This window comes from Streptomyces sp. NPDC001816 (assembly GCF_042892235.1).
In the GTDB taxonomy this organism is placed as follows: domain Bacteria; phylum Actinomycetota; class Actinomycetes; order Streptomycetales; family Streptomycetaceae; genus Streptomyces.
This window is the reverse complement of sequence record NZ_JBIATY010000014.1, coordinates 73,130-99,142: the sequence shown is the minus strand read 5'-3', so window position 1 is coordinate 99,142 and position 26,013 is coordinate 73,130. Positions and strand designations below refer to the sequence as shown.

The following is a 26,013-nucleotide window of genomic DNA, read 5'->3' as shown; positions in this document are numbered from 1 at the left end:
TCGATGGCCCGTGCGCCCGGTCCGGCGGTCGCCCAGGGACTGCCGGCCGGGATCGTCACGCGTACCGTGGCCGCCGTCGTGGACGTCCTCGTCGTGCTCGGCGCGGTCTCGGCCGTTCAGTTCGGTTATGCGGCGTTGCGGTATCTGCTGCTGGGGCCCCCGTTCTCGGCGCCGCATCTCGGCCTGTGGGGCACCACGGGATTCGGCTCCGCGCTCGCGGCCGTCTATCTCGCGGGCAGCTGGTGCACGGTCGGGCGCACCGTCGGTGACCAGTTGATGGGCCTGCGGGTGACCGGCCGGTCCGGTGCCCGCCTCACCCTCGTCCCCGCCGTGCTGCGGGCCGTCCTGTACCTCCTCTTCCCGCTGGGACTGCTGTGGATCCCGGCCAGCAGGCGCCGGGCCTCCGTTCAGGACCTGCTGGTGGGCAGTGCCGTGGTGCACGACTGGTACGGCCACGCGCGGCCCCACCCCGGTCCGGCCGGCTCGCCCGGTCCACCGGGTCATGGCGCGGGCGAGCGGCCGTAGGCGGTACCGAGGACAGGTCAGCCGGTGTACGCCGCGAAGATCTTCGCGAACTCGTAGGGGGACTGCGGGACGTTCGTGCACTGGTACAGGGCCCCGGTGCAGGCGTTGCGGTCCCGGGTCGCCTCCCAGAAGGCCAGCTCCCCGAGGTGCTTGTCCTGCGCGAAGGAGACCAGTTGGCGGGCGTCGCTCTGGTCGTAGACGTGGCCGTCGTCGTTCTGGCCGAGCATCGGAGTCACGCCGGTCATCGCCCACAGCTGGGCGTCCGACCTGCCGGGGTAGAGCGACCGCAGCTGGGTGAAGGTGGACTGCGCGGCCTGGAGGGCGGCGTCGCCGTAGTCGACGCTCCGGTAGTAGTCCATGGCCATGAGGTTCACGAGGTCGAGGTCGACTCCGGCGTCCCGCGCCGCCTTGACCACGTTCAGGCCGTCCGAGGTGAGGCCCTCCGGGAGCACGGGGAGCGTGAGGGAGATCCGCAGCCCGGGGTGGGCCTGCTGCAGACGGGCCAGGGCCTGGGAACGGCGGCTGATCGAGGCCGGGTCGGCGACGGCCGCACCCTCGATGTCGAAGTCGACATAGGTCAGGTCGTACGCGTTCACGACCGCGTTGTACTCGGTGTAGAGGGAGTCCACCGAGTCGCAGGCCTGGGCCAGTTCGATGCCGGACGCGCCGCCGAAGGAGACCTTCACGTCACCGCCGTTCGCCCGGATCGCGTCGATCTGGTCCTTGGCCCAGCCGCCTCGCGGGTCATAGGCGTTGAACCACATGGCCTTGCAGCCGGAGGCGGTGACGAACGCCATGGTGTAGCTCTTGAGCCCGCTTGCGGAGGCCATGTCGGGCATGCTCGGGGTGGGCCACGCACCCATGTCGACGTACGGAGCGGTGTGCACGCCGCCGCCCGGCCGGGTGCCCCCGGAGGCGGTCGTACCGCTGACCGCCGCGCTGTAGGCGGAGACGTTGCCCGCGGCGTCCCGGGCCCGCACGCGGAACGAGTAACTCGTGTTCGCCTGCAGTCCGGTGGCCGTGTACGAGGTTCCGGTCACCGTGACGGGTGTGCCGCCGTCGCGCGAGATGTCGTAGCCCGCGACGGATCCGGAGTCGTCCGTGGCGGCCGTCCACCGCACGGTCAGCGACGAGCTGGACGCGGAGCCCACGGTCACCCCGCCGGGCACGCCGGGCGGGGTCGTGTCGCCGCCGCCCGAACCACCCGTGCAGGGCGCGCCGTTGAGCCGGCAGCCGGCCGGTGTGCCGGCGCCGCTCGACACCCACCCGAAGGTGGTGCTCGCGCCCGGCGCCAACGAGCCGTTGTACTCACGGTTCTTGAAGGTGTAGTGACTGCCGCTCCGGGTGAGCAGCGCGTCCCAGTACGAGCCGACCGTGGTGCCGGAGGGCAGGTCGAACTCGACGGTCCAGGCGGACACGGTCGTACTGCCGCCGTTGGTGAGGGTGTAGGCGCCCTGGTAACCGCCGTCCCAGGTCGCGGTCTTGGCGAACGACGCCGTGGCCGAGCCCGCGGCGAGTGCGGGCGGTGGGGTGAGGAGCAGGAGCAGTGCGCCGAGGAACAGGGCGACGAGTGCCGATGGTCTTCGCATCGCTGCCTCCACTGGGGGGTCGGGCGCCGGGTCGACGCGCGAGGCCGCACAGGATTGGTCCATACCAAGTGATGGCATGTACATATCGATTGGCTGGAACCGCGTCAAGGGCACTGCGTCGTCCGGGACCTGACGGACCATGCCCGCGCGCTCGCACCGGCGAGGCCCCCGGCTCGTCCACCGACCGCGACCCATACGATGTCCCCGATGCACAGCACCGGACAGCACGCCCGGCAACCGCCCCCGAGGCGGCTGCGCGCGCTGTTCGTGCTGGCGGTGCTGGCCGGGCTGCTGGGCATGCACGCCCTCGCGCCCGGCGGCGGCACGGGGCACGGGGAGCATGCCCGGGCCGCGCACACGAAGGCCGCGGTCATCGCCCAGGGCGACTGTCTTGAAGGCGCCGGACACTGTGGCGGCCATCGGATGCACCACGCCGATCCCACCTGCGCGTCCGGTGCCGTGAACGGCGGTCCGCAGCTGCCCGCGCTCGTACCCGACCCCGTGACCGCCCTCGCACCGACGACCGACCTGCGCTCGTGCGCGCTCACGGCGCCGGACGAGGCCCGTGCACCACCCTCCCTGGCGGAACTCCAACTCCTGCGGATCTAGAGGCCACGACGACCGTCCACGCCGCGGTCGTCCTCCCACGCGCGCCCGAAGACAGCTTTCGAACAGCAGGAGTTCCCGTATGACCACCCGTACCCTGACGCGTCGCGTCGCCCTCGTCGCGGTGACCGGCGTCGCCTCCGTCGTCCTCGCCGCCTGTGGCGGTGGCGGTGGCGGCGGCGACCACGCGGGCCACGGCACCCCGGCGAGCACGAGTGCCAACGCCACCGCCGCGGCGCACAACGCCCAGGACGTCGCCTTCGCGCAGGGCATGATCCCGCACCACCAGCAGGCCCTGGAGATGGCGCGGCTCGCCGACGGTCGGGCCTCCTCGGCCCGGGTGTTGGACCTCGCCACCCGCATCGAGAAGGCGCAGGACCCGGAGATCCGCACCATGACCGGCTGGCTGAAGACCTGGGGCGAGCAGATGCCGATGGCCGGCATGGACCACTCGGGTCACGCCGGCATGTCCGGAATGATGAGCGACGACGACATGGCCGCCCTCAAGAAGGCCACCGGCAAGGACTTCGACACGAGGTTCCTGTCCCTGATGGTCGAGCACCACCAGGGCGCTGTCGAGATGGCCGAAGCGGAGAAGGGCAAGGGCCGGTACGGCCCCGCCATGGGCATGGCCGACGACATCGTCAGCGCCCAGAACGCCGAGATCGAGGAGATGAAGCAACTCCTCGGCAAGAGCGAGAGCAAGAGCAAGAGCTGACCGAGTGGGCAGGGGGCCGGCGGTACCCGTCCGGCCCCCTGCCCCCGTCACCGGCCGGCCGCGCCGAGCACCTTCTCCAGCGAGCCCAGCGCCGACTGCAGCTCCTCGGCCGTGATGGTCAGCGGGGGCGCCAGCCGGATGGTGGAGCCGTGCGTGTCCTTGACCAGGACACCCTCCCGCATGAGGCGCTCGCTGATCTCACGGCCGGTGCCGATGGCCGGGTCGACGTCGACGCCCGCCCACAGCCCACGCGCGCGGAAGCCGGTCACGCCCCGGCCGACCAGCTCGGCCAGGCCGCTGTGCAGGACCTGACCCAGGTCGGCCGCCCGGCGCTGGAACTCGCCGGTCTCCAGCAGCTCGACCACCGCCGTGCCAACGGCCGCCGCCAGCGGGTTGCCGCCGAACGTGGAGCCGTGCTCGCCCGGGTGCAGCACACCCAGCACCTCGCGCCGCGCCACCACCGCCGACACCGGCACGATGCCGCCGCCCAGCGCCTTGCCGAGCAGCAGCACGTCCGGGACGACGCCCTCGTGCTCGACGGCGAGGGTACGGCCGGTGCGGCCGAGGCCGGACTGGATCTCGTCCGCGATGAACAGGCAGCCCTTGCGGCGCGTCAGCTCACGCACGCCGGCCAGGTAGCCGTCGTCCGGGATGACGACCCCGGCCTCGCCCTGGATGGGCTCGAGCAGCACCGCCGCCGTCGTCTCGTCGACCGCCTCCTCCAGCGCGGCCAGGTCGTTGTACGGCACGACCCGGAAGCCGGGCGTGAAGGGGCCGAAGCCGGCGCGGGCCGTCTCGTCCGTGGAGAAGCTGACGATCGTCGTCGTACGGCCGTGGAAGTTCTCCGCCGCGACCACGATCGTGGCCTGGTCGGCGGGGACGCCCTTCACGTCGTACGCCCACTTGCGGGCCACCTTGATGCCGCTCTCCACCGCCTCCGCGCCGGTGTTCATCGGCAGCACCATGTCCAGGCCGGTCAGCGCCGCGAGCCGCTCGGCGAACTCGGCGAGCCGGTCGTTGTGGAAGGCGCGGGAGGTGAGGGTCAGCCGGTCGAGCTGGCGGTGCGCGGCCTCGATCAGCGCCGGGTGCCGGTGGCCGAAGTTGAGGGCCGAGTAGCCCGCCAGCATGTCGAGGTAGCGGCGGCCCTCGACGTCCTCCACCCAGGTGCCCTCGGCCCGGGCGACGACCACGGGCAGGGGGTGGTAGTTGTGCGCGAGGACCGGCTCCTCCGCCCTGATCAGGTCGTCGGACGTGCGCTCGTGCGCGGGTGCGGTCATCAGCGGATCTCCTGGGTGCAGCACTTGATGCCACCGCCGGCCTTGTGGAACTCCGACAGGTCGACGGGGACGGGGACGTAACCGTGGTCGGCCAGGCGCTCGGCCAGCGCCTCGGCCTTGGGAGCGATGAAGACGTGCCGGCCGTCGGACACGGAGTTCAGGCCGAACGCCATCGCGTCGTCGCGGGTGGCGAGCACCGCGTCCGGGTACAGGCGCTTGAGCACCTCCCGGCTTCCCGGCGAGAAGGCCTCCGGGTAGTAGACGATGTTGTCCTCGTCGAGGACGAACAGCGCCGTGTCCAGGTGGTAGAAGTACGGGTCCACCAGGGTCAGGCCGATCACCGGGTGGCCGAGGAACTCCTGCGCCTCGCGGTGGGCCTCACGGGTGGTGCGGAACCCGGTGCCGGCCAGCACGTACCGGCCGGTCCACACCAGGTCACCCTCGCCCTCGGTCACCGCCTCGGGCCGGTAGACGTCGTAGCCGGCCGACTTGAACCAGGTGTCGTAGTGGACCGACTCGGGGCGTCGCTCCGCCGCGTGGAACAGGGAGCCGAAGACCCGGCCGCCGACCACGAACGCCGCGTTGGCGGCGAACACCATGTCGGGCAGGCCCGGGACCGGGTCGACCGCCTCGACGGTGTGGCCGTGGGAGCGGTAGGTGCGGATCAGCTCCTGCCACTGCTCCTGGGCCAGATCCACGTCGACGGGCGTGTCGGGATGCATCCAGGGATTGATCGCGTACTGCACGGCGAAATGTCTGGGTTCGCAGACAAGGAAGCGCCGGGCGCGCGGCACACGACTTTCGGCCACAGAGGGTTTCCTCCGCTTTCCTGTGTGTCACTGGGGGTTGGCACAACGGTAGGAAGTGACGAGGCGGACGACAAGAAACGAAAGCTGCGTGCGTGCGCAGCATCGCTGCGTTCTCACCAGGAAGAACGCACGAGAACTGCGCGCTTCGGGGTTTACTTCGCGATCACTCGGGTGCGGCGTGCGTCGCGCCCGCTTCGGGGCTTTCCGGGAGGAGGTGGGACAGCACCATCACACTGATCGTCTTCCGGATGAACGGTTCGGCACGGATCCGCTCCAGCACCTCCTCGAAGTGCTCCACGTCCCGCGCCCGCACGTGGAGCAGCGCGTCCGCGCCGCCGGTCACCGTCATGGCCGCCGTGATCTCCGGGTGGTTGCGCACCACCTCCGCCAGGCGCCGCGGCGGGGCCGCGCCCTCGCAGTACACCTCGACGTACGCCTCCGTGCGCCAGCCGAGCGCGGCGGGCTTCACGGTCGCCGTGAACCCGGTGACCACACCGGTCTCCCGCAGCCGGTCCACGCGCCGTTTGACCGCGGTGGACGACAGCCCGATCGCCGCGCCGATCTCGGCGAAGCTGGTCCTGGCGTTCGCCATCAGCGCGGTGATGATCTTCCGGTCGAGGTCGTCGAAGGAGGCAGCCCTGCTGTTCATGCGGGCACTGTAATCAGCCACGCCCGCGTCGAGCCTCCTACGACTGGGTGACGACCATGGCGAGCGTCAGCAGCATGAGCACCACCCATCCGAACCACAGCCAGCCGTTGCTGCCGAGCGCGACCGTGTAGGCCGTCACGACGACGAGCCCGCCGACAGTCATCGCCCCCATCGCCTTGGTGGAACCGTTCGTGGAACCGGGCATCGCGACACCCTCCTCATGGTCCGTCCTCGACCATGGTGCCCCGAATGCCACGCGAACGGCATACCGCGGAGTCGGCTCTCGATACCGCGGACTCAGCTCTGGCGCGCGTTGAGCGAGGCCAGGTAGGCGTTGTACGCCTCCAGCTCCTTGTCACCGTCCCGGTCGGCGGCCCGGTCCTTGCGCTTGGCCTGCCGCTGCTCGGAGCCGTACCACTGGAACAGCAGCGCGATCAGCACCAGCACGGACGGGATCTCGCTGAACGCCCAGGCGATGCCGCCGGCCGCGTTCTGGTCGGAGAGCGCCTCGATGCCGAGCGAGGCGGGCGGGTGCTTGAACGTCTCGACCATCGGCTCCGACCCCATCATCAGCGCGATGCCGAAGAAGGCGTGGAACGGCATGCCCGCGAACAGCTCCAGCATCCGCATCAGGTGACCCGGCCGGTGGGGCCCCGGGTCCACGCCGATGATCGGCCAGAAGAAGGACACGCCCACGGCGAGGAAGTGCACCATCATCGCGATGTGCCCGGCCCTCGACCCCATCAGGAAGTCGAAGAGCGGGGTGAAGTACAGCGCGTACAGACTCGCGATGAACATCGGGATCGTGAAGGCCGGGTGGGTGATGATCCGCATGTACCGGCTGTGCAGCAGCGCCAGCAGCAGCTCACGCGGCCCCTTGCGGCCCCTGCCGGCCACCGGCAGCGCGCGCAGCGCCAGCGTGACCGGCGCGCCCAGCAGGATCAGGATCGGCGACAGCATGCTGATGACCATGTGCTGCACCATGTGCACGCTGAACATGACCATGCCGTAGTCGTTCAGCCTGGTGCACATCACCAGCCCGATGGTCAGCACACCGGCGACGTACGACACCGTACGGGCCACGGGCCACGCGTCCCCGCGCCGCCGCAGCCGCACCACGCCCCAGCCGTACAGGGCCAGCCCGGCCAGACAGGCGACGAGAAAGAAGGGGTCCGCCGACCACTGGAGCCCCCGCCCCAGCGTGAACGGCGGCAAGTCCATCATCGTGCCGTGCCCGCTGTGATCCATCCGGCGGCTCCTGATTCGTGGGGGTTGTACGCGTCTGTCCGCCCCCAAGAGTAGAACCGCCCCCGGTCACGGCTGTGACCGGGGGCGGGTTGTCCTCGGCTGAACTACAGGACGCACTCCGCCTCGTCGTACCGCTCGGCGGGAACCGTCTTCAGCGTCTCCACGGCCTCGGCGAGCGACACCATGACGATGTCGGTGCCGCGCAGCGCGGTCATCAAGCCGAACTCCCCGCGGTGCACGGCCTCCACCGCGTGCCAGCCGAACCGCGTGGCCAGCACCCGGTCGTACGCCGTGGGCGTCCCGCCCCGCTGCACATGCCCCAGGATCACCGGCCGTGCCTCCTTGCCGAGCCGCTGCTCCAGCTCGATCGACAGCTGCCGGGCGATCCCCGCGAAGCGCTCGTGGCCATAGACGTCCTTGCCGCCCTCGTCGAACTCCATGGAGCCGGGCCGCGGCTTGGCGCCCTCCGCGGCGACCACGATGGCGAACCGCTTGCCCGCCTCGAACCGCTCACCGACGCGCGCGGCCAACTCCTCGATGTCGAAGGGCCGTTCCGGCACGACGATGGCGTGGGCACCGGCCGCCATGCCGGAGTGCAGCGCGATCCAGCCGGTGTGCCGGCCCATGACCTCCACGACCAGCACACGCTGGTGGGACTCGGCGGTGGTCTTCAGCCGGTCCAGGGCCTCGGTGGCGACACCGACCGCCGTGTCGAAGCCGAAGGTGACGTCCGTGACGGCGATGTCGTTGTCGATGGTCTTCGGGACGCCGACGACGGGCAGTCCGTTGTCCGACATCAGCCGGGCCGCCTTCAGCGTGCCCTCGCCGCCGATCGGGATGATCGCGTCGAGGCCCAGTTCCGCGACATGGCCCTTGGCCCGCTCCACACCGTCACGCAGATGCGAGGGCTGGACCCGGGAGGAGCCGAGGATGGTGCCGCCGCGGGCCAGGATGCCGCCCACGGCGTCCAGGTCGAGCTTCATGTAGTCGCATTCCAGGAGGCCCTTCCAGCCGTCCCGGAAACCGATGACCTCGTCGCCGTGGTCGGCGACGGCACGGTGCACGACGGACCGGATGACGGCGTTCAGGCCGGGGCAGTCGCCGCCGGACGTGAGGACACCAATGCGCATAGCCCGAAATACCTTCTCAACGTGGGCCGGAAAACCGGACCACGTCGTCCGGCGGATTCCCGGCCACCCTACCGGCGGGAGGGGGTGGTTCCGTAGCGGGCGTCCGCCTGCTGGACGCGCCCGCACATGTGAGCGGACGGCCTGTCAGGCGGGCCCGCTACGAGCCTGCCGGGAACCGCTGAGACGGCGCTGAAGCGACGCTGGGACGACGCTTACGCAGGCTGCTGCGCGGCAGTGATGCGCTCGTTGCGGAGCGCGTCGTACCAGCGGTCGTCGATCGGCGGCAGCGCGTTGACGTCGAGCGCCAGCTTCAGCAGCAGGTCGGCGATCAGCGGGTTACGGGCCAGCACGGGGCCGTGCATGTACGTGCCGAAGACCGTCCCGTTGTACGCGCCCTCGGTGCCGTCCCCGGTGCCGTTGCCCTTGCCGATCTTCACCCGGGCGAAGGGGCGGGCCGTGGCCCCGAGGTGGGTGACGCCCTGGTGGTTCTCGAATCCGGTCAGCTCGGGGAGGCCGAGCTGCGGGTCGATGTCCCCGAGGACGTCGCCGACGCACCGCTCGCCCTCGCCGCGCACCGAGACCACGTCCAGCAGGCCGAGGCCCGGCTCGCGCTGGCCGAGGTCGTTGATGAACTCGTGGCCGAGGATCTGGTAGCCGGCGCACACGGAGAAGACGATCGCGCCGTTCTCCACCGCGCGCTGCAGATGGCCGTCGCGGCGCAGCCGCTCGGCAGCGAGCCGCTGCGGCCGGTCCTCGCCGCCGCCGATCAGGTAGATGTCACCGGAGGTCGGGATCGGCTGGTCGCTGCGCACGTCCAGCCGGGCCACGTCCAGGCCGCGCTGCCGGGCCCGCCGCTCCACGACGAGGGCGTTGCCCTGGTCGCCGTAGGTGCTCAGCAGGTCGGGGTAGATCCACACCAGCCGCAGTTGGTTGTCGCTCATGAGGTGATCGCCCTTCGAAGATCAGTTGCCGACGCGGCGGCGCAGGTCCTGGAACGCGGTGTAGTTCGCGATGACCTCGATCCGGCCCGGCGGGCACATCTGCACGGCCTGGTCGAGGTTCTCGCAGACCTGGAAGTGCTGGTTCGCGACCTCCAGACGGACGGCGAGGTCCAGCTTCCGGTCGCCGATGACGAAGATCGGGTGGCCGGTCAGCCGCGTGTAGTCGACGTCCCACAGCCAGGAGGTGTCGGTGCCGTCGGCGCCGCGGGCGTTCACGGAGAGGATCACCGGGGCGGGCGGCGGGTCGATCAGGGAGAACGTCTCCAGCCAGCCGGCCGGGTTCTTCGCCAGTAGCAGCCGCAGGTCACGGCCCTCGAACTGGACGACGTCGTAGCGTCCCGCGACGGCCTGCACCTGGTACATGCGCTCCAGGGCGACCTGCGGCGGCACGCCGAAGACGGCGGCGACGGCCGCGGAGCTGGCCGCGTTCGCCTTGTTGGCGCGACCCGGCAGCTGCAGGTGGATCGGCCAGGCGGACCCGTGCGGATCCAGCACATGGTCCCCGGACAGCGCCCAGGTGGGCGTCGGCCGGCGGAAGCCGCACTCGCCGCAGAACCAGTCGTCACCGGGGCGCTGCATCACGCCACCGCAGGACGGGCAGGACCAGGCGTCGTCCTTCCACATCTGCCCGGCTGCGACCCAGATCACATTCGGGGACGAGGAGGCGGCCCAGACCACCAGCGGGTCGTCGCAGTTGGCGACGACGACGGCCTTGGTCCCGGCGAGACCCTCGCGCCAGTTCTCGGCGAGCATCCGGGTCTCGGCCGCGCGGTCCAGCTGGTCGCGCGAGAGGTTGAGCAGCGCGATGCACTTCGGGTCGGTGTCCCGGGCGACGCCGGCCAGGTACTTCTCGTCGACCTCGATGACGGCGAACTTGGCGTCCGAGCCCCCGGCCAGTGCCGAGGTGATGCCGGCCGGCATGTTCGCGCCGAGCGCGTTCGAGACGACCTCGCCCGCGGCCCGCAGGGCCTCCGCGATCAGCCGCGTGGTCGTGGTCTTGCCGTTGGTCGCCGAGACCAGGACGACGTCCAGGTTCTGGGCGAGCCGGGCGAGGAGGTCGGGGTCGAGTTTGAGTGCGACCCGGCCGCCGATCACCGATCCGCTGCCGCGTCCCGCGGCGCGGGACGCCGCTGCGACCGCCTTGCCCGCGGTCACGGCCAGCTTGGCCCGCGGCGTGAGCGGGTCCGAGTTGCCTGCCATCAGTTCTCGATCCTCCTTGCGTACGCGCCGCGCCTGGGGCCATCCGGCTACGTGGTGTGGGCCTCAGCCTATCGAGATCCATTCGCACACCCGAATCCCGGCCCATGCCTGGCGGCGGGCATGAACTGAACGAACCGTACCCTTGCCGCCATGCGACACGGCTCGATCCCGGGCGCCCACGGGCGCGTCCGGCCTCTTTCCCTGCTCCACGACCCCGTCCTGCACGGGCCCTGCCGGGCCGTCACGGACTTCGGACCCGAACTGGCGGCGCTCGTGGAGGACTTGTTCGCGACCATGTACGCGGCCCAGGGGGTGGGCCTGGCCGCGAACCAGATCGGCGTGCCGCTACGGGTGTTCGTCTACGACTGCCCCGACGACGAGGACGTCCGACATCTCGGACATGTCGTGAACCCGCGCCTGGTGGAGGCGGACGGCGTGGTGATCCGCGGCCCGGAGGGCTGTCTGTCCCTGCCGGGCCTGGAAGCGGGCACGGAACGCTACGACCACGCGGTCGTCGAGGGCTTCACCGCGACCGGAGAGCCGATCACCGTGCACGGCACGGGTTTCTTCGCCAGGTGCCTGCAGCACGAGTCGGACCACTTGGAGGGCACGGTGTACGCCGACCACATCAAGGGCTGGCGCCGCCGCAGACTGATGAGACAAATCTCGCGATCTTCGTGGCACCGGGAAACCGGTCCCGCCTGAAGGAGCGCGGGGCTGTGTTCAACCTGCGGCTCCGCCGCGCGGGCGCGACCGGCCCCCACGCGCCCGCACCCGAATCGTGACCGTCAGAACCCCGGACCGCCCATTTTGTCCCCGGCTGCCGCAAGGCGACCCCACAGCAGATCGGCGAGAGACCTCACCAACTCGGCCCGGGAGCACGGCCGCTCGCCGAGCCACCAGTCCCCGGCCGCATGCATCATCCCGACGATCCCGTGCCCCCAGACCCGAGCCAGCTGCTGACTCCCGGGCCCGAGGTCCAACCGCTCCTCGATGACCTGAGCCAGCTCCTCGCCCATCCGCCGAAGCAGCGGGGCCGAATGCTTGCCGACGTCGAAGCCCGGTTCGCCTCCCTGGCTTCCCTCCGCCGGATGCATGAGGAAGCGATACACCTGAGGCCGTGCCTCGATCGCCGCGAGGTAGGTGTCCAGCGTGGACTCGACGCGCTCCCGCCGCTCGGCCGGGGCGTCCAGTGCCGCCCGCAGCGAGTCGAGCAGGGCGTCCGTGTGCCGCTTGGCCAAGGCCGCGTACAGCCCGCCCTTGTCGCCGAAGTGGCGGTAGAGGATCGGCTTGGTGATGCCGGCCTCCGCGGCGATGGCGTTCATCGAGGCCTGCGGACCATCACGCAGAACGACTCGGTCCGCCGCCTCCAGCAGCTCGCGCCGTCGGCGGTCGGCGGACCGCTGCTGATCGGTCCGCTGCGTGGTGTCCATGTGCTCTCCCCACCCGTGCTGATTCGGTGACGCCTGCGCAAACTAACACTGTCCACGCCCCTGACATCGAACGGGATGCCGAGGCGTCATCGGGAGTTGACTTTTCCTACCGGTCAGTAACACACTCGTGTTACCGCTAGTAACACCACTGGAAACACCGTATGCGCCGCCGCTGGAGGGGACATGGCCGAGTTCACCATGGAGCTCAACGACGAACAGAAGGAGGTCCGGGACTGGCTGCACGGTTTCGCCGCCGACGTCATCCGCCCCGCGGCCGCCGAATGGGACGAGCGTGAGGAGACTCCCTGGCCGGTCATCCAGGAGGCCGCGAAGGTCGGCATCTACTCCCTCGACTTCTACGCGCAGCAGTACTTCGACCCCACCGGCCTCGGTATTCCGATGGCCATGGAGGAGCTGTTCTGGGGCGACGCGGGCATCGCCCTCTCCATTGTGGGCACCGGCCTGGCCGCCGTGGGCGTTCTCGCCAACGGAACCGAGGAACAGATCGGTACCTGGATCCCCCAGATGTACGGCGACGCGAACGACGTCAAGGTCGCCGCGTTCTGTTCCTCCGAGCCCGACGCCGGCTCCGACGTCGCCTCCCTGCGCACGCGTGCCGTGTACGACGAGGCCAAGGACGAGTGGGTGATCAACGGCACGAAGACCTGGGCGACCAACGGCGGCATCGCCAATGTCCACGTCGTCGTCGCGGTCGTCGACCCGGAGCTGGGCTCCAAGGGCCACGCTTCCTTCATCGTCCCGCCGGGTACGCCGGGGCTGTCCCAGGGACAGAAGTTCAAGAAGCACGGCATCCGCGCCTCGCACACCGCCGAGGTCGTCCTGGAGAACGTCCGCGTTCCCGGCTCCTGCCTGCTCGGCGGCAAGGAGAAGCTGGACGAGCGGCTCGCCCGGGCTCGCGAGAGGGCGAAGGCCTCCGGTGGTGAGCGGGTGAAGAACGCGGCGATGGCGACGTTCGAGGCGTCCCGCCCGGCCGTCGGCGCGATGGCGGTGGGCACCGCACGGGCCGCGTACGAGGTGGCTCTCGACTACGCGACGACCCGTGAGCAGTTCGGGCGGCCGATCATCGACAACCAGGGTGTCGCCTTCCAGCTCGCGGACATGCGCACGCAGATCGACGCCGCGCGGCTGCTCGTGTGGCGTGCCTCCTGGATGGCGGTCAACGGCAGGCCGTTCACCGCGGCCGAGGGCTCCATGTCCAAGCTGTTCGCCAGTGAGACCGCGAAGAAGGTGACCGCGCAGGCGATCCAGATTCTGGGCGGCAACGGGTACACCAGGGAGTACCCGGTGGAGCGGATGCACCGGGACAGCGCGATCTACACGATCTTCGAGGGGACGAGTGAGATTCAGCGGCTGGTGATCGCGCGGACCTTGTCGGGGATGCCGATTCGGTAGCGCTTACGGAATCACCTGTGCCTGAGCGGAGTCAGTTGCTGGATGTCGTACTTGGCGCGTAGTTCCTCTATCGCCTCCTGATCCGGCGGCCCCCCGCTCCCCAGGATCTCCAGCAGCTCCTCGAAGTAGCGCTCGTGATCGGGCGGCGGACTCGCCTGGAAGAACATCTTCGCCGGTGTGTCCGTCGGGTTCGCGAACGCGTGGGGGCATCCCGGAGGTACCACGATCACCGTGCCCGGGGTTGCCCGTACCACTCGGCTGCCCGAACTCGACTCCCACTTCTGCCAGTTGTCGGGGGTGCGGACGCGCGGCTCGAAGGCGAGCACGTCCAGCTCGCCGTCGAGGACGTAGAACAACTCCTCGCTGCGCGTGTGCACATGGGCACCGACGTCGAAGCCCGGCGGGACCTCCACCTCGAAGGTGGAGGCCATCCGCGAATGGGTGCCGGTGACCTTGAACGTCACGCGCTGGGCGGACGTCGCGACGATGCGGCCATGGCCCGGAGGCACGAGCAGTCCCTCGGTCGTCGTCATCGGTCGCTCACCACGTCACGGGCAGGGCCTCGGGCCCGCGGATCAACGCGCCCTTCCTGAAAGCCACCTGTCCGGGCGGTACGGCGAGCCGCAGGCCCGGCAGCCGGTCCAGCAGGGCGTCCACCAGGAGTTCCGCTTCCAGCCGCGCCAGCATGCCGCCGGGGCAGTAGTGCGGGCCGAAGCCGAATGCCACGTGCGGGTTGGGGCTGCGGGAGAAGTCGATGGTCTCCGGGTCGGTGAAGACGTCCGGGTCGCGGTTGGCGGCCAGGTAGGAGACGTAGACCGCGTCGCCCGCGCGGATGCGTACGCCCCTGATCTCCACGTCCTCCAGGGCGATCCGGGAGAGGCCGACGGCGTTGCGGTGCGGGATGTAGCGCAGCAGTTCGTCGATCGCCTTCGGACGGATCCCCGGATCGGAGCGCAGCCGTTCGACCAGGTCGGGGCGGGTCAGCAGCAGGTAGAACAGCTGCCCGCTGTTGTTGGTGACCGCCTCTCCGCCGATCTGGAGGAGGCCGGCGAGGCCGACAGCCTCCTCCAGGGTGACCTCGCCCCGGCACACGGCGGCGCCGAGCAGTGAGGTGACGTCCTCGGCCGTGCTGCCCTCGCGCAGCCCGATGAGGTCGGAGAAGTAGGCACTCATCTCGCGCTTGGCCTTCTCGCTGGCCTCCTTTCCGTGCGCGGAGGACAGGATCAGCTGGGTCCAGGTGTGCATGTCGTGCCGGTCGCCCGCAGGGACGCCCATCAGCTCGCAGATCACCGCGATCGGGAAGGGGCTGAGGACCGTCGCCGTCAGGTCGGCAGGCGGGCCGTCCTGGAGGAGTTCGTCGACCAACTCGTCCAGCATGTCGCGCGCCCGCTCGCGGATCCGCTCCACGCCCTTCGCGGTGAACGCGGCGGCGACCGAGCGGCGCAGCCGGGTGTGGTCGGGCGGGTCCAGGAAGCCGACCGCGCCCCGGTCCGGGACGTAGTGCGGAGCGAGCCGGGTCACCTGCCGGCCCATGACCGCCTCGCGGCCGAAGCGGGGGTCGTTGGCCACCATGCGCACGTCGTCGTACCGGGTGACCAGCCACGCCCAGCCCTCGCCGTTGGCCAGCTGGACGCGGGTGACCGGGCCCTCGCGCATCAGGTCGGCCAGCACCGGGTCGAAGTCCGTCCCGGTCAGATCGACGGCCGGCCAGTGCCGGATCGGGGGCAGGATCCCCGTGACGGTCTCCTCGCTCATCGCGCGATCCCGCCGTCCTTGACCCAGCGGCCCACGGTCATCTCGGCGGTGATGCCGGGACCGAACCCGGCGAGCAGCCCGCGCGCCCGGTGCTCGGCACCGCCCTCGTCGAACAGCCGGCGCAGCGCGTCGAGGACGACGGCGCTGGCGATGTTGCCGTACTCGGTGAGCGTGGCCCGGCTGAACCGGAAGGCGTGCGGGTCGACCTGGAGAAACTTGCTGAGGTCGTCGAGTATTCGGGGACCGCCCGCGTGGATGATGTAGAAGTCCAGGTCGGCGGCGTCCCAGCCGTGCGTGCCCGCGAGGTCCTGGAGTGCCGGGGCGAGCGGCTCCATGGTGGTCGGCACCCGCTTGTCCAGCAGGAAGTGGAAGCCGGTGGCCCGGACGTCGTAGGCGATCCAGTCCTCGGTCTTGGGGATCAGGTACGAGCCGTTGCGCTCCAGATGGACGCCCGTGCCGCCCCGGCCGCGCACCACGGCCGCGGCGATGCCGTCGCCGAACAGGCCGTTGGACAGCAGCGAGCCGACGCCGAGGTCGGTGGGCTGGTAGCACAGCGAGCAGAACTCGCAGGCGACGATGAGGACGTTGCCCTCCGGGTAGGCCGAGCAGAAGTCGTGGGCCCGGTTGATGGCCGCGCCGCCGGCCGCACAGCCCAACTGGGCTATGGGGAGTTGGCGGGTGTTGGACGGGAAGTCCATCTCGTTGATCAGCCACGCGGTCAGCGAGGGCATCATGAAGCCCGTGCACGACACGTAGATGATGACATCGATGTCGGAGGTCAGGACCTCGGCGTCGTCGAGCGCGCGCTGGATCACCGCGGGGACACGGGCCTTCGCCTCCGCCTCGTAGAGCTTGTTGCGCTCCTCGAACCCGGGGTGTTTCAGGGTCTCCTCGATGGGCTGCACGATGTGCCGGGTGCGGACGCCCGTGTTCTCGATCAGCCGGAGGGCCAGCGGGAGCTGGGGGTGGTCCGCGTGGTGCGCACGTGCCAGCTCCAGCGTCTCCTCCATCGTGATCACGTGTTCGGGTACGGACACCGAGGGTCTGCACAAAGTCGCCATGAGCCGTCCCTGCTTTCGCCGTCCGGCGGACTGGCGCCCGCCGGTCAGAAGGTGGTCCACCCAGGTTCACCCGAGGGGGCGACGATCTCTCGTCGGGTTACTCCGAATCGGGGACAAGGGGTAGGGATCGGACCTGAAGCCCGAACCACCCCTCGGAGGCCCGGATGACGCCCAAGGCCGCAGAACTACTGGCCACCACGACCGCCCAACTCGCCCCGGACCCGCGGACCAACCCCCTCGTCCCGCTGATCGCCGGGGGAGAGGCGAGCCGCGAGACCCTCGCCGCCCTGGCCCTGGAACAGCGGTGGGTGATCGCCGCGGACCAGCGCGCCTTCGTACACCTGGCCGAGCGCACGGCCGACTCCCGCACCGCGGCTGCCTTCTTCACCTCGCTCGCCGAGGGCGAGACGCTGGCGGGGGAGCATCTGACCGCGTTCGCGGCGGCGTCCGGCGTGACCGAGGAGCAGACGCACACGTACGTTCCCCGGCCCGGCTGCCAGGCCTACCCCGCCTACGTCTCCTGGCTCGCCCTCAACGCCTCCCCGGCCGACGCGATCCTGGCTCTCACCGCCAACTTCTCGGCGTGGGGCGGCTATTGCGCCCGCATCGCCGAAGGCCTGCGCCACCACTACGGCTTCTCGGACGAGGCCTGCGCCTTCTTCGACTTCTTCGCGCAGCCGTCCCCCGACCTGGACGCACAGGCGACGGCGGCGGTGGCGGCGGCACTGGAATCCGGCCACCTGAACACAGACCTCGCGCACACCTACGGACGCCTGCTCCAGGCGTACGAGGCGATGTTCTGGAACTCGCTGAGGGAAACTCCCTAGCTACGGCGCCCCGCTGCTGTGAGCGATACAAGCCACGTCGATGCGGTCCGCAAGCTTCGCCAGCTCGATGGTCAACGCGGCGACCGTATCCTCGTCGAGCCCCTGCTCCCCGGCCTCGACAAGATGCAGCCACCGCCCACCCACGGTCCGCAACAACTTACTCACGTCGGCCGCCGCCACCTGCAGGGCACCGCGGTCGTCGACGATCAGAGGCAGGGTCACTTCGCGGTTCACAAACGGGATGGTAGCCGCGCAGTCCTCACGCACCCTGCCAAACCGTGGTGATGTTGCAGAACTCCCGGATTCCGTGCCCGGACAGCTCACGCCCGTACCCGGAACGCTTCACACCGCCGAACGGGAACGCCGGATGGGAGGCGGTCATCCCGTTCACGAACACGCTACCCGCCTCCAGATCCCGCGCGAACCGCTCCATCTCGTTCTCGTCCCGCGTCCACACGTTCGAACTCAGCCCGAAGAAGGAGTCGTTCGCGATCAGGATCGCCTCGTCCAGGTCGCCGGCCCGGTACAGCGTGGCGACCGGCCCGAACGCCTCCTCACGGTGGATGCGCATCTCCCGGGTGATGCCCGCAAGGACGGTCGGCGGGTAGTACCAGCCCGGCCAGTTCGGGCGTTCCCCGCCGCACAGCACCTGGGCGCCGCTGCGCTTCGCGTCGTCGACCAGCTCCTCCAGGTCGGCCCGCCCCTGCTCGGTGGAGAGCGGCCCGATCTCGGTGCTCTCCTCCAGCGGGTCACCGATCTTGAGCGCCTTCATGCCCGCGACGAACTTCTCGGCGAAGGCGTCGTACGCGTCGGTGTGCACGATGAACCGCTTGGCCGCGATGCAGGACTGTCCGTTGTTCTGCACCCGCGCGGTCACGGCGACCTGCGCCGCCCGGTCGAGGTCGGCGGAGGGCATGACGACGAACGGGTCGCTGCCGCCCAGCTCCATCACCGTCTTCTTGATCATCTCGCCGGAGGTGGACGCGACGGCCCGCCCGGCCGGCTCGCTGCCCGTGAGCGTCGCGGCCTTCACGCGCTCGTCGCGCAGGATGCCGTCGACCGCTCCCGAGCCGACCAGCAGTGTCTGGAAGCAGCCCTCCTTGAAGCCCGCCCGGTGGAACAGGTCCTCCAGGTACAGGGCCGTCTGGGGGACGTTCGAGGCGTGCTTGAGCAGGCCCACGTTGCCCGCCATCAGCGCGGGCGCGGCGAAGCGGATCACCTGCCACAGGGGGAAGTTCCACGGCATCACCGCGAGGACGGGCCCGAGCGGCCGGTAGCGGACCCGGACCCGCGAGGCGCCGGAGTCCCGCACGTCCGCCTCGGCCGGTTCCTCGTCGGCGAGCAGTCCCTCGGCGCGTTCGGCGTACCAGCGCATCGCCTTGGCGCACTTCGCGGCCTCCGCCCGGGCCTGCTTGACCGGCTTGCCCATCTCGGTGGTCATGACCCGGCCGATCTCCTGCTGGTCCTCGTCCAGCAGGTCGGCGGCCTTGTTCAGCAGTCGGGCGCGTTCGGCGAACGTGGTCGTCCGGTACGTGCGGAACGTCGCCTCGGCGAGCTGGAGCCGGCGTTCCAGCTCCTCCTCACCCATGGACTCGTACGTCTTGAGTGTCTCGCCGTTCGCCGGGTTCACCGTCGCGATGGGCATGGCTGACCTCCCTGGGAGCGGGCTTGCTTCGACCTTCGCGCGCTGCGGTGCCGCACGCAACGCGTACTGCCCCCTTCAGCCCGAGTGCTCCGCCAGTCGGTCGAGAAACGCGGCCTGAGCCGTGATGATCAGCGCCCGGGCCCGGTCCAGAGCGAACCACGCCACCCGGTCCAGTTCCGGGAACTCCTGCGTCCGCCCGGACCTCGGCGGCCACTCCATGGTGAAGGTGCCGGGGTCGATCGCCTCCGGGTCCAGGTCGGCCTCGATCGCCCACACGGTCACGATCTTGCCGTTGGCCTGCGCGACCTCGCCCAGAGGTACGGCCTGCCCGTCGGGCGGCGCCAGCCCCAGCTCCTCCCGGAACTCGCGCCGGGCCGCCTCCCAGGCGGGCTCGTCGGGCTCGTACTCGCCCTTGGGCACGGTCCACGCTCCCGCGTCCTTCTTCGCGAAGAAGGGACCGCCCATATGGCCGAGCAACACCTCCAGCCCGTCGTCGGTGTGCCGGAACAGCAGCAGTCCCGCGCTGCGCTTCGTCGTCCGCACCGTCACGGCTTGACCTCCGGGTGGGCCGCCAGCAGGGCCTCCACCGTATCGGCCTCAGCCGCCCTCTTGTCCTCGCGGTAGCGGACCACGCGGGCGAAGCGCAGGGTGACGCCGGCCGGGTAGCGGGAGGAGCGCTGCAGGCCGTCGTAGGCGATCTCCACGACGAGTTCCGGGCGGACGGTGACCACCCAGCCGTCGTCCTCGACGGCCAGCTCCCGCAGCCGCTCGGTCTGCCAGGCGAGCATCGCGTCGGTCATGCCCTTGAAGGTCTTGCCGAGCATCGCGAAGGTGCCGTCCGGGTTGCGGGCGCCGAGGTGGAGGTTGGAGAGCTTGCCGGTGCGGCGGCCGTGGCCCCACTCGGCGGCCAGGACCACCAGGTCGAGCGTGTGCACGGGCTTGACCTTCAGCCAGGACGCACCGCGCCGGCCCGCGCTGTAGGGGGCGTCCAGCGCCTTGACGACCACGCCCTCGTGGCCGCGGGCGAGGGTGTCGGCGAGGAAGCGTTCCGCCTCGGGGATGTGCTGTGGCCCCGACGCCACGGTCCGGCGGACCCGCAGCGGTGCGGGCACCAGATCGGTCAGCAGCGCGTGCCGTTCGGAGAACGGCAGGTCGAGCACGTCCTGCCCGCCGACCAGCAGCACGTCGAAGAAGACGGGGCAGACGGGCACCTGAACGGCGGCCTTCGCCACGTCGGTCCGGGAGCCCACCCGGCCGGCGGTCTCCTGGAAGGAGCGGGGCCGGCCGTCCGCGCCGAAGGAGATGACCTCGCCGTCGAGGATGAACCGGTCGCTCGCCAACCCCAGGGCCGCCCGGGTCACTTCGGGCAGCCGGTCTGTGATGTCGTCCAGCGTCCGGGTGTGGATCCGTACCGCGCTGCCCTCCCGGTGGACCTGGACCCGGATGCCGTCCAGCTTCTCCTCCACCGCGCACGCGCCCAGCTTCTCGACCGCCTCGGCCACCGAGGAGGCGCTCTGCGCCAGCATCGGCAGCACCGGCCGGCCGACCGTGAGCCGGAACCGGTCCAGCGCCCCGGGCCCCTCGGCGAGCAGGGCCTGCGCCACCGTCTGCAGTGACCCGGCGAGCATCACCGCCCGCCGGACGTCCGCCGGATCCGCGCCGGTCGCCCGGGCCAGACCCTCCACGGCGACCGCGTCCAGCGCGCCCTGCCGCACCTCGCCGGTGAGCAGGCCGCGCAGGAAGTGCTGCTCCGCCTCGGTGGCCGCGCCCATCAGCTCGCCGACGATCCGGGCCCGCTCCGCCTGGGAGCCGGCCCCGGACACCTTGCCCAGCTCGCCGAGCCGGGCGTCGACCTCCCGCACGGTCAGCGAGGGCTCGGCGGCCGGCGGGACCGGGCGGCTCAGCACCTTCCAGCCGACACCGAGCCGCCCCTGGGGGAGCCGTCCGGCCAGGTAGGGGATGACGATCGGCACGTCGTCCGCCTCCGCGTCCCGGAAGAGCTCCGCGAGCAGCGTGGTCTTACGGGACCGGGCGGCCGTCGCGGCGACCGCCCGGGACACCTCGGCGAGCCGGGACAGCAGCATGCAGTCATGGTCGCACCGCGGGCGCGGGGTCTACACCCGTACGGCCGCGTCGAGGTCGGCGAAGAGCAGCTCGCCGTTGATCGCCGCCCCGGCCCGGTAGCCACGGCTCGCCGCGTTCACCACCTGCTCGGCGAAGCCGCCGGCGTTGCCCGCCGCCCACAGACCCGGCACGGTCGTCAGGCCCTGCTCGTCGATCACCGGGAAGCTGCCGAAGGGCGTCTCGCGCAGTTCCGCGCCCAGCCGCACGAGCAGGTCGTTCTGCGGAACGGCACGTGGCGCGACGTACAGCACCTCGCGGTCGTGGACCGTGCCGTCCGCCAGCCGGACGCCGGTGAGCCGGTCCTCCCCGGCGAGCACCTCCGCGACCGCACCGGGTACGACGGTGACCCCGGCGGCGGCCAGCCTGCGCCGGTCCTCGTCCGTCAGCTCCGTCTCCCGCACCTCGTGCAGGAAGAACCGCACGTCCTTGGACCACTGCGTCACCATCAGCGCCTGGTGCACGCTCATCGGGCTGCTCGCCAGCACGCCGGTCGCCCGGTCGCGGGCCTCCCAGCCGTGGCAGTACGGGCAGTGGATCACGTCCCGGCCGAACCGCTCGGCGATCCCCGGGACCGGCGGCAGCTCGTCCTTCAGGCCGGTGGCGACGACCAGCTGCCGCGCCGATACGGTCCGGCCGCTCGCGAGCACCACGGTGAAGTCCTCGTCCCTGGTCGCGTCCACCACCCGGTCCCGGACCAGTTCCACGCCGTACCGCGCGATCTCCTCGCGCCCTACGGCCAGGAACTCGGCGGGCGACATGCCGTCCCGGGACAGATAGCCCTGCAGGTGAGCGGACGGCGCGTTGCGCGGCTCGCCCGCGTCGACCACCAGCGTGCGCCGCCGGGCCCGGCCCAGCACCAGCGCGGCGGACAGGCCGGCCGCGCCGCCCCCGATCACCACCACTTCATATGCCTCGGTCACGGTGACCACCTCCGCGCCCGACGGTCGCCCACATGCTGCCGCGTTGACAAACTTCTTTGCCGAATCTGCAATACGGGTATGAGCACCGAGAACACCGACGACGTTCTGGCCGGCGTCGGCCCGAGGCTCCGGCGGATCCGCAAGGAGCGGGAGGTGACCCTGGCCGCGCTGTCCGAGGCGACCGGCATCTCCGTCAGCACCCTGTCCCGGCTGGAGTCCGGCCTGCGCAAACCCAGCCTGGAGCTGCTGCTGCCCATCGCCCAGGCCCACCAGGTACCGCTGGACGAGCTGGTCGGCGCACCGCCGGTCGGCGACCCCCGGGTGCGGGCGAAGCCGCTCGAACGGCACGGCCGGACCTTCTGGCCGCTGACCCGCCAGCCCGGCGGCCTCCAGGCCTTCAAGGTCCGCGAACCGCAGCGCAGGCAGGAGCCGGAGCCGCGCACCCACGAGGGCTACGAGTGGCTGTACGTGCTCTCGGGCAGGCTCCGGCTGGTGCTCGGCGAACACGACGTGGTGCTGGCGGCGGGGGAGGCGGCGGAGTTCGACACGCGGGTGCCGCACTGGTTCGGGTCGGCGGGGGAAGGGCCGGTGGAGTTCCTCAGCCTGTTCGGGCCGCAGGGGGAGCGGATGCACGTACGGGCACGGCCGACTCGTAAGTGACGGGCCGACCTGCTTCCCGAACGGCAAGCGACCGCTTAGTATGCGGTCGGACCCGGTCAGACGAAGCAGTCCCGTGGAGGCCCCGCATGCAGGCATGGCAAGTGCACGAGAACGGCGAGCCGAGCGAGGTGATGCGCTTGGCGGAGGTGGAGCGGCCCACGCCCGGTGAGGGCCAGGTGCTGCTGCGCGTGCGAGCCGCCAACATCAACTTCCCGGACGCCCTGATGTGCCGGGGGCAGTACCAGGTACGGCCGCCGATGCCCTTCACGCCCGGTGTGGAGATCTGCGGCGAGACCGAGGACGGCCGCCGGGTGATCGCCAACCCCGCGCTGCCGTACGGCGGCTTCGCCGAGTACGCGCTCGCCGACGCCCGCGCCCTGCTGCCCGCGCCCGAGTCCCTGGACGACGCCGAGGCCGCCGCGCTGCACATCGGCTACCAGACGGGCTGGTTCGGCCTGCACCGCCGCGCCCACCTGGAAGCGGGGGAGACCCTGCTCGTGCACGCCGCCGCGGGCGGGGTCGGCAGCGCGGCCGTGCAGCTCGGCAAGGCGGCCGGGGCCACCGTGATCGGCGTGGTCGGCGGTGCCGACAAGGCCGCCGTCGCCCGGGAGCTGGGCTGCGACGTGGTCGTCGACCGCCGCACCGAGGACGTGGTCGCCGCCGTGAAGGAGGCCACCGGCGGCCGGGGCGCCGACGTGATCTACGACCCCGTCGGCGGCGCGGCCTACGCCCAGTCCGCCAAGGTCGTCGCCTTCGAGGGCCGGATCGTCGTGGTCGGCTTCGCCAGCGGCACCATCCCGAGCCCCGCGCTCAACCACGCCCTGGTGAAGAACTACTCGATCCTCGGCCTCCACTGGGGCCTGTACAACACCAAGAACCCGAAGCTGGTCCTGCACTGCCACGAGCAGCTCACCGAGCTGGCCGCGCGGGGCGCGATCAAGCCGCTGGTGAGCCGGCGGGTACCGCTCGCCGACGCGGCCGCGGCCGTGCAGCGGGTCGCCGACGGGGTGACCACCGGCCGGGTGGCCGTGGTCATGGACAAGGGAGCCGCCGCATGATCGACGCCGCCGAACTCAAGCGCCGCACGGCCGAGTTGCTGGCCGCGCATCCGCCCGCCTCGACCGACCGCCTGGAGTTCCTCCGGGCCCGCTTCGACGCCGGGCTGGCCTGGGTGCACTACCCGGAGGGCCTCGGCGGACTCGGTGTCCCGCGCTCCCTACAGGTCGTGGTGGACGCCGAGCTGGAGGCCGCGGGCGCCCCCGACAACGACTCGCGCCGCAACGGCATCGGGCTCGGCATGGCCGCGCCGACGATCCTCAAGTACGGCACGGAGGAGCAGAAGCAGCGCTATCTGCGGCCGTTGTGGGTGGGGGAGGAGGTCTGGTGCCAGCTGTTCAGCGAACCCGGTGCCGGCTCCGACCTGGCCGCGCTCGGCACCCGGGCCGTCCGCGAGGGCGACGAGTGGGTGGTCAACGGGCAGAAGGTGTGGACGTCCGGCGCGCACAACTCCCGCTGGGCCATCCTCATCGCCCGCACCGACCCGGACGTGCCCAAGCACGCGGGCATCACCTACTTCATCTGCGACATGACCGACCCGGGCGTCGAGGTGCGGCCGCTGCGTCAGATCACCGGCGAGGCCGAGTTCAACGAGGTCTTCCTCACCGACGTCCGCATCCCCGACTCCCGCCGCCTCGGCGAGGTCGGCGACGGCTGGCGGGTCGCCCAGACCACACTCAACAACGAACGCGTCGCCATCGGCGGCATGCGACTGCCCCGCGAGGGCGGCATGATCGGCCCGGTCTCGAAGACCTGGCGGGAACGCCCCGAACTGCGCACCCACGACCTGCACCAGCGGCTGCTGAAGCTCTGGGTCGACTCCGAGGTCGCCCGGTTCACCGCCGAGCGGCTGCGCCAGCAGCTCGTCGCGGGCCAGCCCGGCCCCGAGGGCGCCGGCATGAAGCTCGCCTTCGCCCGCCTCAACCAGGAGATCAGCGGCCTGGAGGTCGAACTCCGGGGTGAGGAGGGGCTGCTGTACGACGGCTGGACGATGAGGCGCCCCGAACTGGTGGACTTCGTCGGCCGCGATGCCGGCTACCGCTACCTGCGCTCCAAGGGCAACAGCATCGAGGGCGGGACCACCGAGATCCTGCTGAACATCGTCGCCGAGCGCGTCCTGGGCCTGCCCGCCGAGCCGCGCACCGACAAGGACGTCGCATGGAAGGACCTGGCCCGATGAGTACACAGCCGGATCTGCTCTACTCCGAGGAGGAAGAGGCGCTGCGCGCCGCGGTCCGCGACCTGCTCACGGACCACTGCGACGCGGCCGGCGTGATCGCCCGCACCGAGTCGGACACTCCGCACGACCTCGCCCTGTGGAAGTCCCTCGCCGACAGCATGGGCCTCGCCGGGCTGCTCGTGCCCGAGGCGCAGGGCGGCCAGGGTGCCACTCACCGTGAAGTCGCCGTCGTGCTGGAGGAGCTGGGCCGGGCGGTCGCGCCCGTCCCGTACCTCACCAGCGCGGTCGTGGCCACCGAGGCCCTGCTGGCCTGCGGGGACGAGGAACTGCTGGGCCACCTGGCCTCCGGGCGCACCATCGGCGCCCTCGCGGTCGGGCTGCACTCGGCCCCGGGCGCCGCCTTCAAGGCCGTACGGCTGGAGAACGGCACCCTGCACGGGGAGTTGACGGGCATCGCGGACGCGGCCGCCGCCGACGTCCTGCTCGTCCCGGCCGACGACGGCGGGCTGTACGCGGTCGCCGCCGACGCCGTGACCGTCACCCCGCAGACCTCCCTGGACCTGACCCGCCCGCTCGCCACCGTCACCCTCGACGGCGCGCCCGGCCGCCGCATCGGCGACGCGGACGTGGCCGTACGACGGGCCCTGCGCAGCGCCGCCGGACTGCTCGCCGCAGAGCAACTCGGCGTCGCCGACTGGGCGCTGACCGAGACGGTCCGGTACCTGAAGGAGCGCAAGCAGTTCAACCGGCCGGTCGGCGGGTTCCAGGCCCTCAAGCACCGGCTCGCCCAGCTGTGGCTGGAGGTCGTCAACCTCCGGGCCGCCGCCCGCGCCGCCGCCGACGCGCTCGCCTCCGGCGAGGACACCGACCTCACGGTCGCCGTCGCCCAGGCGTACGCGGCGCCGGTCGCCGTCCACGCGGCCGAGGAGGCCCTGCAGTTGCACGCCGGCATCGGCATGACCTGGGAGCACCCGATCCACCTGTACCTGAAGCGGGCCAAGGCCGACTCGATCGCCTACGGTACCGCGGGTGCCCACCGGGAGGCCCTGGCCGAACTGGTCGACCTCCAGGCGCCCTGACGCACGGCGTGTGAAGCCCGCCCCACCTGGGGCGGGCTTCTTCGCGCGGGCACCCGTCACCAAGTGAACAGAGGGCAGCAGTCCGGCCAACTCCCTTCAGAACAGGGC

The 26,013-nt window shown here is 71.2% G+C and carries 28 protein-coding genes; 10 read left to right on the top strand and 18 right to left on the bottom strand.

The window, feature by feature from the left end; genetic code table 11:
* Positions 1-3 precede the first annotated feature (3 nt).
* The gene (locus ACFYZZ_RS37275; protein WP_389186012.1) at positions 4-525 is read left to right on the top strand and encodes an RDD family protein; all 522 of its coding nucleotides are present in this window, start codon (positions 4-6) and stop codon (positions 523-525) included.
* 17 nt (positions 526-542) lie between these two features.
* On the opposite strand, the gene ACFYZZ_RS37270 is transcribed toward ACFYZZ_RS37275, so the two are convergent.
* Positions 543-2,114, bottom strand: coding sequence for a cellulose binding domain-containing protein (locus ACFYZZ_RS37270; protein WP_389186009.1), 1,572 nt, complete (start codon positions 2,112-2,114; stop codon positions 543-545).
* Between the two features lie 207 nt (positions 2,115-2,321).
* On the opposite strand from ACFYZZ_RS37270, the gene ACFYZZ_RS37265 reads away from it, so the two are divergent.
* Positions 2,322-2,723: a DUF6153 family protein gene (locus ACFYZZ_RS37265; protein WP_389186006.1), complete on the top strand. Its 402-nt coding sequence runs from the start codon at positions 2,322-2,324 to the stop codon at positions 2,721-2,723.
* Positions 2,724-2,802: 79 nt separating this feature from the next.
* The gene (locus ACFYZZ_RS37260; RefSeq protein WP_389186003.1) at positions 2,803-3,438 is read left to right on the top strand and encodes a DUF305 domain-containing protein; all 636 of its coding nucleotides are present in this window, start codon (positions 2,803-2,805) and stop codon (positions 3,436-3,438) included.
* A gap of 47 nt (positions 3,439-3,485) precedes the next feature.
* On the opposite strand, the gene rocD is transcribed toward ACFYZZ_RS37260, so the two are convergent.
* The 8 genes from rocD to ACFYZZ_RS37220 all read right to left on the bottom strand — a co-directional run bounded on the left by rocD (position 3,486) and on the right by ACFYZZ_RS37220 (position 10,752).
* Positions 3,486-4,715, bottom strand: a complete 1,230-nt coding sequence (gene rocD, locus ACFYZZ_RS37255; RefSeq protein ID WP_389186000.1) for an ornithine--oxo-acid transaminase — start codon at positions 4,713-4,715, stop codon at positions 3,486-3,488.
* Positions 4,715-5,524, bottom strand: a complete 810-nt coding sequence (gene ddaH, locus ACFYZZ_RS37250) for a dimethylargininase (protein WP_389185997.1) — start codon at positions 5,522-5,524, stop codon at positions 4,715-4,717. Before ddaH ends, rocD begins: the two co-directional genes overlap by 1 nt.
* A 163-nt stretch (positions 5,525-5,687) precedes the next feature.
* Positions 5,688-6,173, bottom strand: coding sequence for an Lrp/AsnC family transcriptional regulator (locus ACFYZZ_RS37245; protein ID WP_386580595.1), 486 nt, complete (start codon positions 6,171-6,173; stop codon positions 5,688-5,690).
* 37 nt (positions 6,174-6,210) lie between these two features.
* Positions 6,211-6,378, bottom strand: a complete 168-nt coding sequence (locus ACFYZZ_RS37240; protein ID WP_386580597.1) for a hypothetical protein — start codon at positions 6,376-6,378, stop codon at positions 6,211-6,213.
* Between the two features lie 92 nt (positions 6,379-6,470).
* Complete coding sequence (locus tag ACFYZZ_RS37235; RefSeq protein WP_389185992.1) at positions 6,471-7,421, bottom strand: cytochrome c oxidase assembly protein; 951 nt, start codon at positions 7,419-7,421, stop codon at positions 6,471-6,473.
* A 104-nt stretch (positions 7,422-7,525) separates the two neighbouring features.
* Positions 7,526-8,551 (bottom strand): 6-phosphofructokinase, encoded by a 1,026-nt coding sequence (locus ACFYZZ_RS37230; protein ID WP_389185989.1) that lies wholly within the window; start codon positions 8,549-8,551, stop codon positions 7,526-7,528.
* Positions 8,552-8,763: 212 nt separating this feature from the next.
* Positions 8,764-9,492 carry a type 1 glutamine amidotransferase gene (locus ACFYZZ_RS37225; protein WP_145885041.1) on the bottom strand — a complete coding sequence of 243 codons (729 nt, stop codon included), beginning with the start codon at positions 9,490-9,492 and terminating at the stop codon, positions 8,764-8,766.
* 21 nt (positions 9,493-9,513) lie between these two features.
* Positions 9,514-10,752, bottom strand: a complete 1,239-nt coding sequence (locus tag ACFYZZ_RS37220) for a MurT ligase domain-containing protein (protein WP_386580604.1) — start codon at positions 10,750-10,752, stop codon at positions 9,514-9,516.
* 150 nt (positions 10,753-10,902) lie between these two features.
* On the opposite strand from ACFYZZ_RS37220, the gene def reads away from it, so the two are divergent.
* A complete protein-coding gene (def, locus tag ACFYZZ_RS37215) occupies positions 10,903-11,457 on the top strand; it encodes a peptide deformylase (RefSeq protein WP_389185984.1) in 555 nt (184 codons plus the stop codon).
* Positions 11,458-11,540: 83 nt separating this feature from the next.
* Here the strand turns inward: def and ACFYZZ_RS37210 are convergent, their stop codons facing one another.
* Positions 11,541-12,185: a TetR family transcriptional regulator gene (locus ACFYZZ_RS37210; protein ID WP_389185982.1), complete on the bottom strand. Its 645-nt coding sequence runs from the start codon at positions 12,183-12,185 to the stop codon at positions 11,541-11,543.
* Positions 12,186-12,368: 183 nt separating this feature from the next.
* On the opposite strand from ACFYZZ_RS37210, the gene ACFYZZ_RS37205 reads away from it, so the two are divergent.
* Positions 12,369-13,598: an acyl-CoA dehydrogenase family protein gene (locus ACFYZZ_RS37205; protein ID WP_389185979.1), complete on the top strand. Its 1,230-nt coding sequence runs from the start codon at positions 12,369-12,371 to the stop codon at positions 13,596-13,598.
* 11 nt (positions 13,599-13,609) lie between these two features.
* Here ACFYZZ_RS37205 and ACFYZZ_RS37200 read toward each other — a convergent pair whose 3' ends face one another.
* Genes ACFYZZ_RS37200 through ACFYZZ_RS37190 form a run of 3 tightly spaced genes read right to left on the bottom strand, consistent with a single transcriptional unit; the run spans position 13,610 to position 16,414 of the window.
* Positions 13,610-14,131 carry a cupin domain-containing protein gene (locus tag ACFYZZ_RS37200; RefSeq protein WP_389185977.1) on the bottom strand — a complete coding sequence of 174 codons (522 nt, stop codon included), beginning with the start codon at positions 14,129-14,131 and terminating at the stop codon, positions 13,610-13,612.
* Between the two features lie 7 nt (positions 14,132-14,138).
* Positions 14,139-15,353 (bottom strand): cytochrome P450, encoded by a 1,215-nt coding sequence (locus ACFYZZ_RS37195; protein WP_389185974.1) that lies wholly within the window; start codon positions 15,351-15,353, stop codon positions 14,139-14,141.
* Positions 15,350-16,414, bottom strand: a complete 1,065-nt coding sequence (locus ACFYZZ_RS37190; protein ID WP_389185971.1) for a type III polyketide synthase — start codon at positions 16,412-16,414, stop codon at positions 15,350-15,352. Before ACFYZZ_RS37190 ends, ACFYZZ_RS37195 begins: the two co-directional genes overlap by 4 nt.
* A 164-nt stretch (positions 16,415-16,578) precedes the next feature.
* Between ACFYZZ_RS37190 and ACFYZZ_RS37185 the strand changes: the two genes are divergently transcribed.
* The gene (locus ACFYZZ_RS37185) at positions 16,579-17,241 is read left to right on the top strand and encodes a transcriptional regulator (RefSeq protein ID WP_389185969.1); all 663 of its coding nucleotides are present in this window, start codon (positions 16,579-16,581) and stop codon (positions 17,239-17,241) included.
* On the opposite strand, the gene ACFYZZ_RS37180 is transcribed toward ACFYZZ_RS37185, so the two are convergent.
* The 5 genes from ACFYZZ_RS37180 to ACFYZZ_RS37160 form a co-directional block, all read right to left on the bottom strand.
* Positions 17,242-17,475 (bottom strand): DUF6213 family protein, encoded by a 234-nt coding sequence (locus ACFYZZ_RS37180; protein WP_386580618.1) that lies wholly within the window; start codon positions 17,473-17,475, stop codon positions 17,242-17,244.
* Between the two features lie 25 nt (positions 17,476-17,500).
* Positions 17,501-18,886, bottom strand: a complete 1,386-nt coding sequence (locus ACFYZZ_RS37175) for an NADP-dependent succinic semialdehyde dehydrogenase (protein WP_389185966.1) — start codon at positions 18,884-18,886, stop codon at positions 17,501-17,503.
* Between the two features lie 75 nt (positions 18,887-18,961).
* Positions 18,962-19,435 (bottom strand): NUDIX domain-containing protein, encoded by a 474-nt coding sequence (locus tag ACFYZZ_RS37170; RefSeq protein WP_386580622.1) that lies wholly within the window; start codon positions 19,433-19,435, stop codon positions 18,962-18,964.
* Positions 19,432-20,970, bottom strand: a complete 1,539-nt coding sequence (locus ACFYZZ_RS37165; protein ID WP_389185963.1) for an ATP-dependent DNA ligase — start codon at positions 20,968-20,970, stop codon at positions 19,432-19,434. The genes ACFYZZ_RS37170 and ACFYZZ_RS37165 overlap by 4 nt, the downstream gene beginning before the upstream one ends.
* Before the next feature lie 30 nt (positions 20,971-21,000).
* Positions 21,001-21,930, bottom strand: coding sequence for an NAD(P)/FAD-dependent oxidoreductase (locus ACFYZZ_RS37160; RefSeq protein ID WP_389185961.1), 930 nt, complete (start codon positions 21,928-21,930; stop codon positions 21,001-21,003).
* A 78-nt stretch (positions 21,931-22,008) separates the two neighbouring features.
* On the opposite strand from ACFYZZ_RS37160, the gene ACFYZZ_RS37155 reads away from it, so the two are divergent.
* The 4 genes from ACFYZZ_RS37155 (at position 22,009) to ACFYZZ_RS37140 (ending at position 25,905) form a co-directional block, all read left to right on the top strand.
* Positions 22,009-22,590, top strand: coding sequence for a helix-turn-helix domain-containing protein (locus ACFYZZ_RS37155; protein ID WP_389185958.1), 582 nt, complete (start codon positions 22,009-22,011; stop codon positions 22,588-22,590).
* Positions 22,591-22,676: 86 nt separating this feature from the next.
* A complete protein-coding gene (locus ACFYZZ_RS37150) occupies positions 22,677-23,648 on the top strand; it encodes an NADPH:quinone oxidoreductase family protein (protein ID WP_389185955.1) in 972 nt (323 codons plus the stop codon).
* Positions 23,645-24,826 (top strand): acyl-CoA dehydrogenase family protein, encoded by a 1,182-nt coding sequence (locus ACFYZZ_RS37145; RefSeq protein ID WP_389185952.1) that lies wholly within the window; start codon positions 23,645-23,647, stop codon positions 24,824-24,826. Before ACFYZZ_RS37150 ends, ACFYZZ_RS37145 begins: the two co-directional genes overlap by 4 nt.
* Positions 24,823-25,905, top strand: a complete 1,083-nt coding sequence (locus tag ACFYZZ_RS37140) for an acyl-CoA dehydrogenase family protein (RefSeq protein ID WP_389185949.1) — start codon at positions 24,823-24,825, stop codon at positions 25,903-25,905. The genes ACFYZZ_RS37145 and ACFYZZ_RS37140 overlap by 4 nt, the downstream gene beginning before the upstream one ends.
* The last annotated feature ends 108 nt before the right edge of the window (positions 25,906-26,013 follow it).

Coding starts and splice junctions, on each gene's coding strand:
- ACFYZZ_RS37205 (WP_389185979.1), top strand. CDS start 12,369: ATGGCCGAGTTCACCATGGAGCTCAACGACGAACAGAAGGAGGTCCGG.
- ACFYZZ_RS37230 (WP_389185989.1), bottom strand. CDS start 8,551: ATGCGCATTGGTGTCCTCACGTCCGGCGGCGACTGCCCCGGCCTGAAC.
- rocD (WP_389186000.1), bottom strand. CDS start 4,715: ATGACCGCACCCGCGCACGAGCGCACGTCCGACGACCTGATCAGGGCG.
- ACFYZZ_RS37190 (WP_389185971.1), bottom strand. CDS start 16,414: ATGGCGACTTTGTGCAGACCCTCGGTGTCCGTACCCGAACACGTGATC.
- ACFYZZ_RS37220 (WP_386580604.1), bottom strand. CDS start 10,752: ATGGCAGGCAACTCGGACCCGCTCACGCCGCGGGCCAAGCTGGCCGTG.
- ACFYZZ_RS37200 (WP_389185977.1), bottom strand. CDS start 14,131: ATGACGACGACCGAGGGACTGCTCGTGCCTCCGGGCCATGGCCGCATC.
- ACFYZZ_RS37140 (WP_389185949.1), top strand. CDS start 24,823: ATGAGTACACAGCCGGATCTGCTCTACTCCGAGGAGGAAGAGGCGCTG.
- ACFYZZ_RS37210 (WP_389185982.1), bottom strand. CDS start 12,185: ATGGACACCACGCAGCGGACCGATCAGCAGCGGTCCGCCGACCGCCGA.
- ACFYZZ_RS37235 (WP_389185992.1), bottom strand. CDS start 7,421: ATGGATCACAGCGGGCACGGCACGATGATGGACTTGCCGCCGTTCACG.
- ACFYZZ_RS37175 (WP_389185966.1), bottom strand. CDS start 18,886: ATGCCCATCGCGACGGTGAACCCGGCGAACGGCGAGACACTCAAGACG.
- ACFYZZ_RS37150 (WP_389185955.1), top strand. CDS start 22,677: ATGCAGGCATGGCAAGTGCACGAGAACGGCGAGCCGAGCGAGGTGATG.
- ACFYZZ_RS37165 (WP_389185963.1), bottom strand. CDS start 20,970: ATGCTGCTGTCCCGGCTCGCCGAGGTGTCCCGGGCGGTCGCCGCGACG.
- ACFYZZ_RS37185 (WP_389185969.1), top strand. CDS start 16,579: ATGACGCCCAAGGCCGCAGAACTACTGGCCACCACGACCGCCCAACTC.
- ACFYZZ_RS37240 (WP_386580597.1), bottom strand. CDS start 6,378: ATGCCCGGTTCCACGAACGGTTCCACCAAGGCGATGGGGGCGATGACT.
- ACFYZZ_RS37270 (WP_389186009.1), bottom strand. CDS start 2,114: ATGCGAAGACCATCGGCACTCGTCGCCCTGTTCCTCGGCGCACTGCTC.
- ACFYZZ_RS37225 (WP_145885041.1), bottom strand. CDS start 9,492: ATGAGCGACAACCAACTGCGGCTGGTGTGGATCTACCCCGACCTGCTG.
- ACFYZZ_RS37155 (WP_389185958.1), top strand. CDS start 22,009: ATGAGCACCGAGAACACCGACGACGTTCTGGCCGGCGTCGGCCCGAGG.
- ACFYZZ_RS37245 (WP_386580595.1), bottom strand. CDS start 6,173: ATGAACAGCAGGGCTGCCTCCTTCGACGACCTCGACCGGAAGATCATC.
- ACFYZZ_RS37265 (WP_389186006.1), top strand. CDS start 2,322: ATGCACAGCACCGGACAGCACGCCCGGCAACCGCCCCCGAGGCGGCTG.
- ACFYZZ_RS37275 (WP_389186012.1), top strand. CDS start 4: ATGGCCCGTGCGCCCGGTCCGGCGGTCGCCCAGGGACTGCCGGCCGGG.
- ACFYZZ_RS37195 (WP_389185974.1), bottom strand. CDS start 15,353: ATGAGCGAGGAGACCGTCACGGGGATCCTGCCCCCGATCCGGCACTGG.
- ACFYZZ_RS37260 (WP_389186003.1), top strand. CDS start 2,803: ATGACCACCCGTACCCTGACGCGTCGCGTCGCCCTCGTCGCGGTGACC.
- def (WP_389185984.1), top strand. CDS start 10,903: ATGCGACACGGCTCGATCCCGGGCGCCCACGGGCGCGTCCGGCCTCTT.
- ACFYZZ_RS37145 (WP_389185952.1), top strand. CDS start 23,645: ATGATCGACGCCGCCGAACTCAAGCGCCGCACGGCCGAGTTGCTGGCC.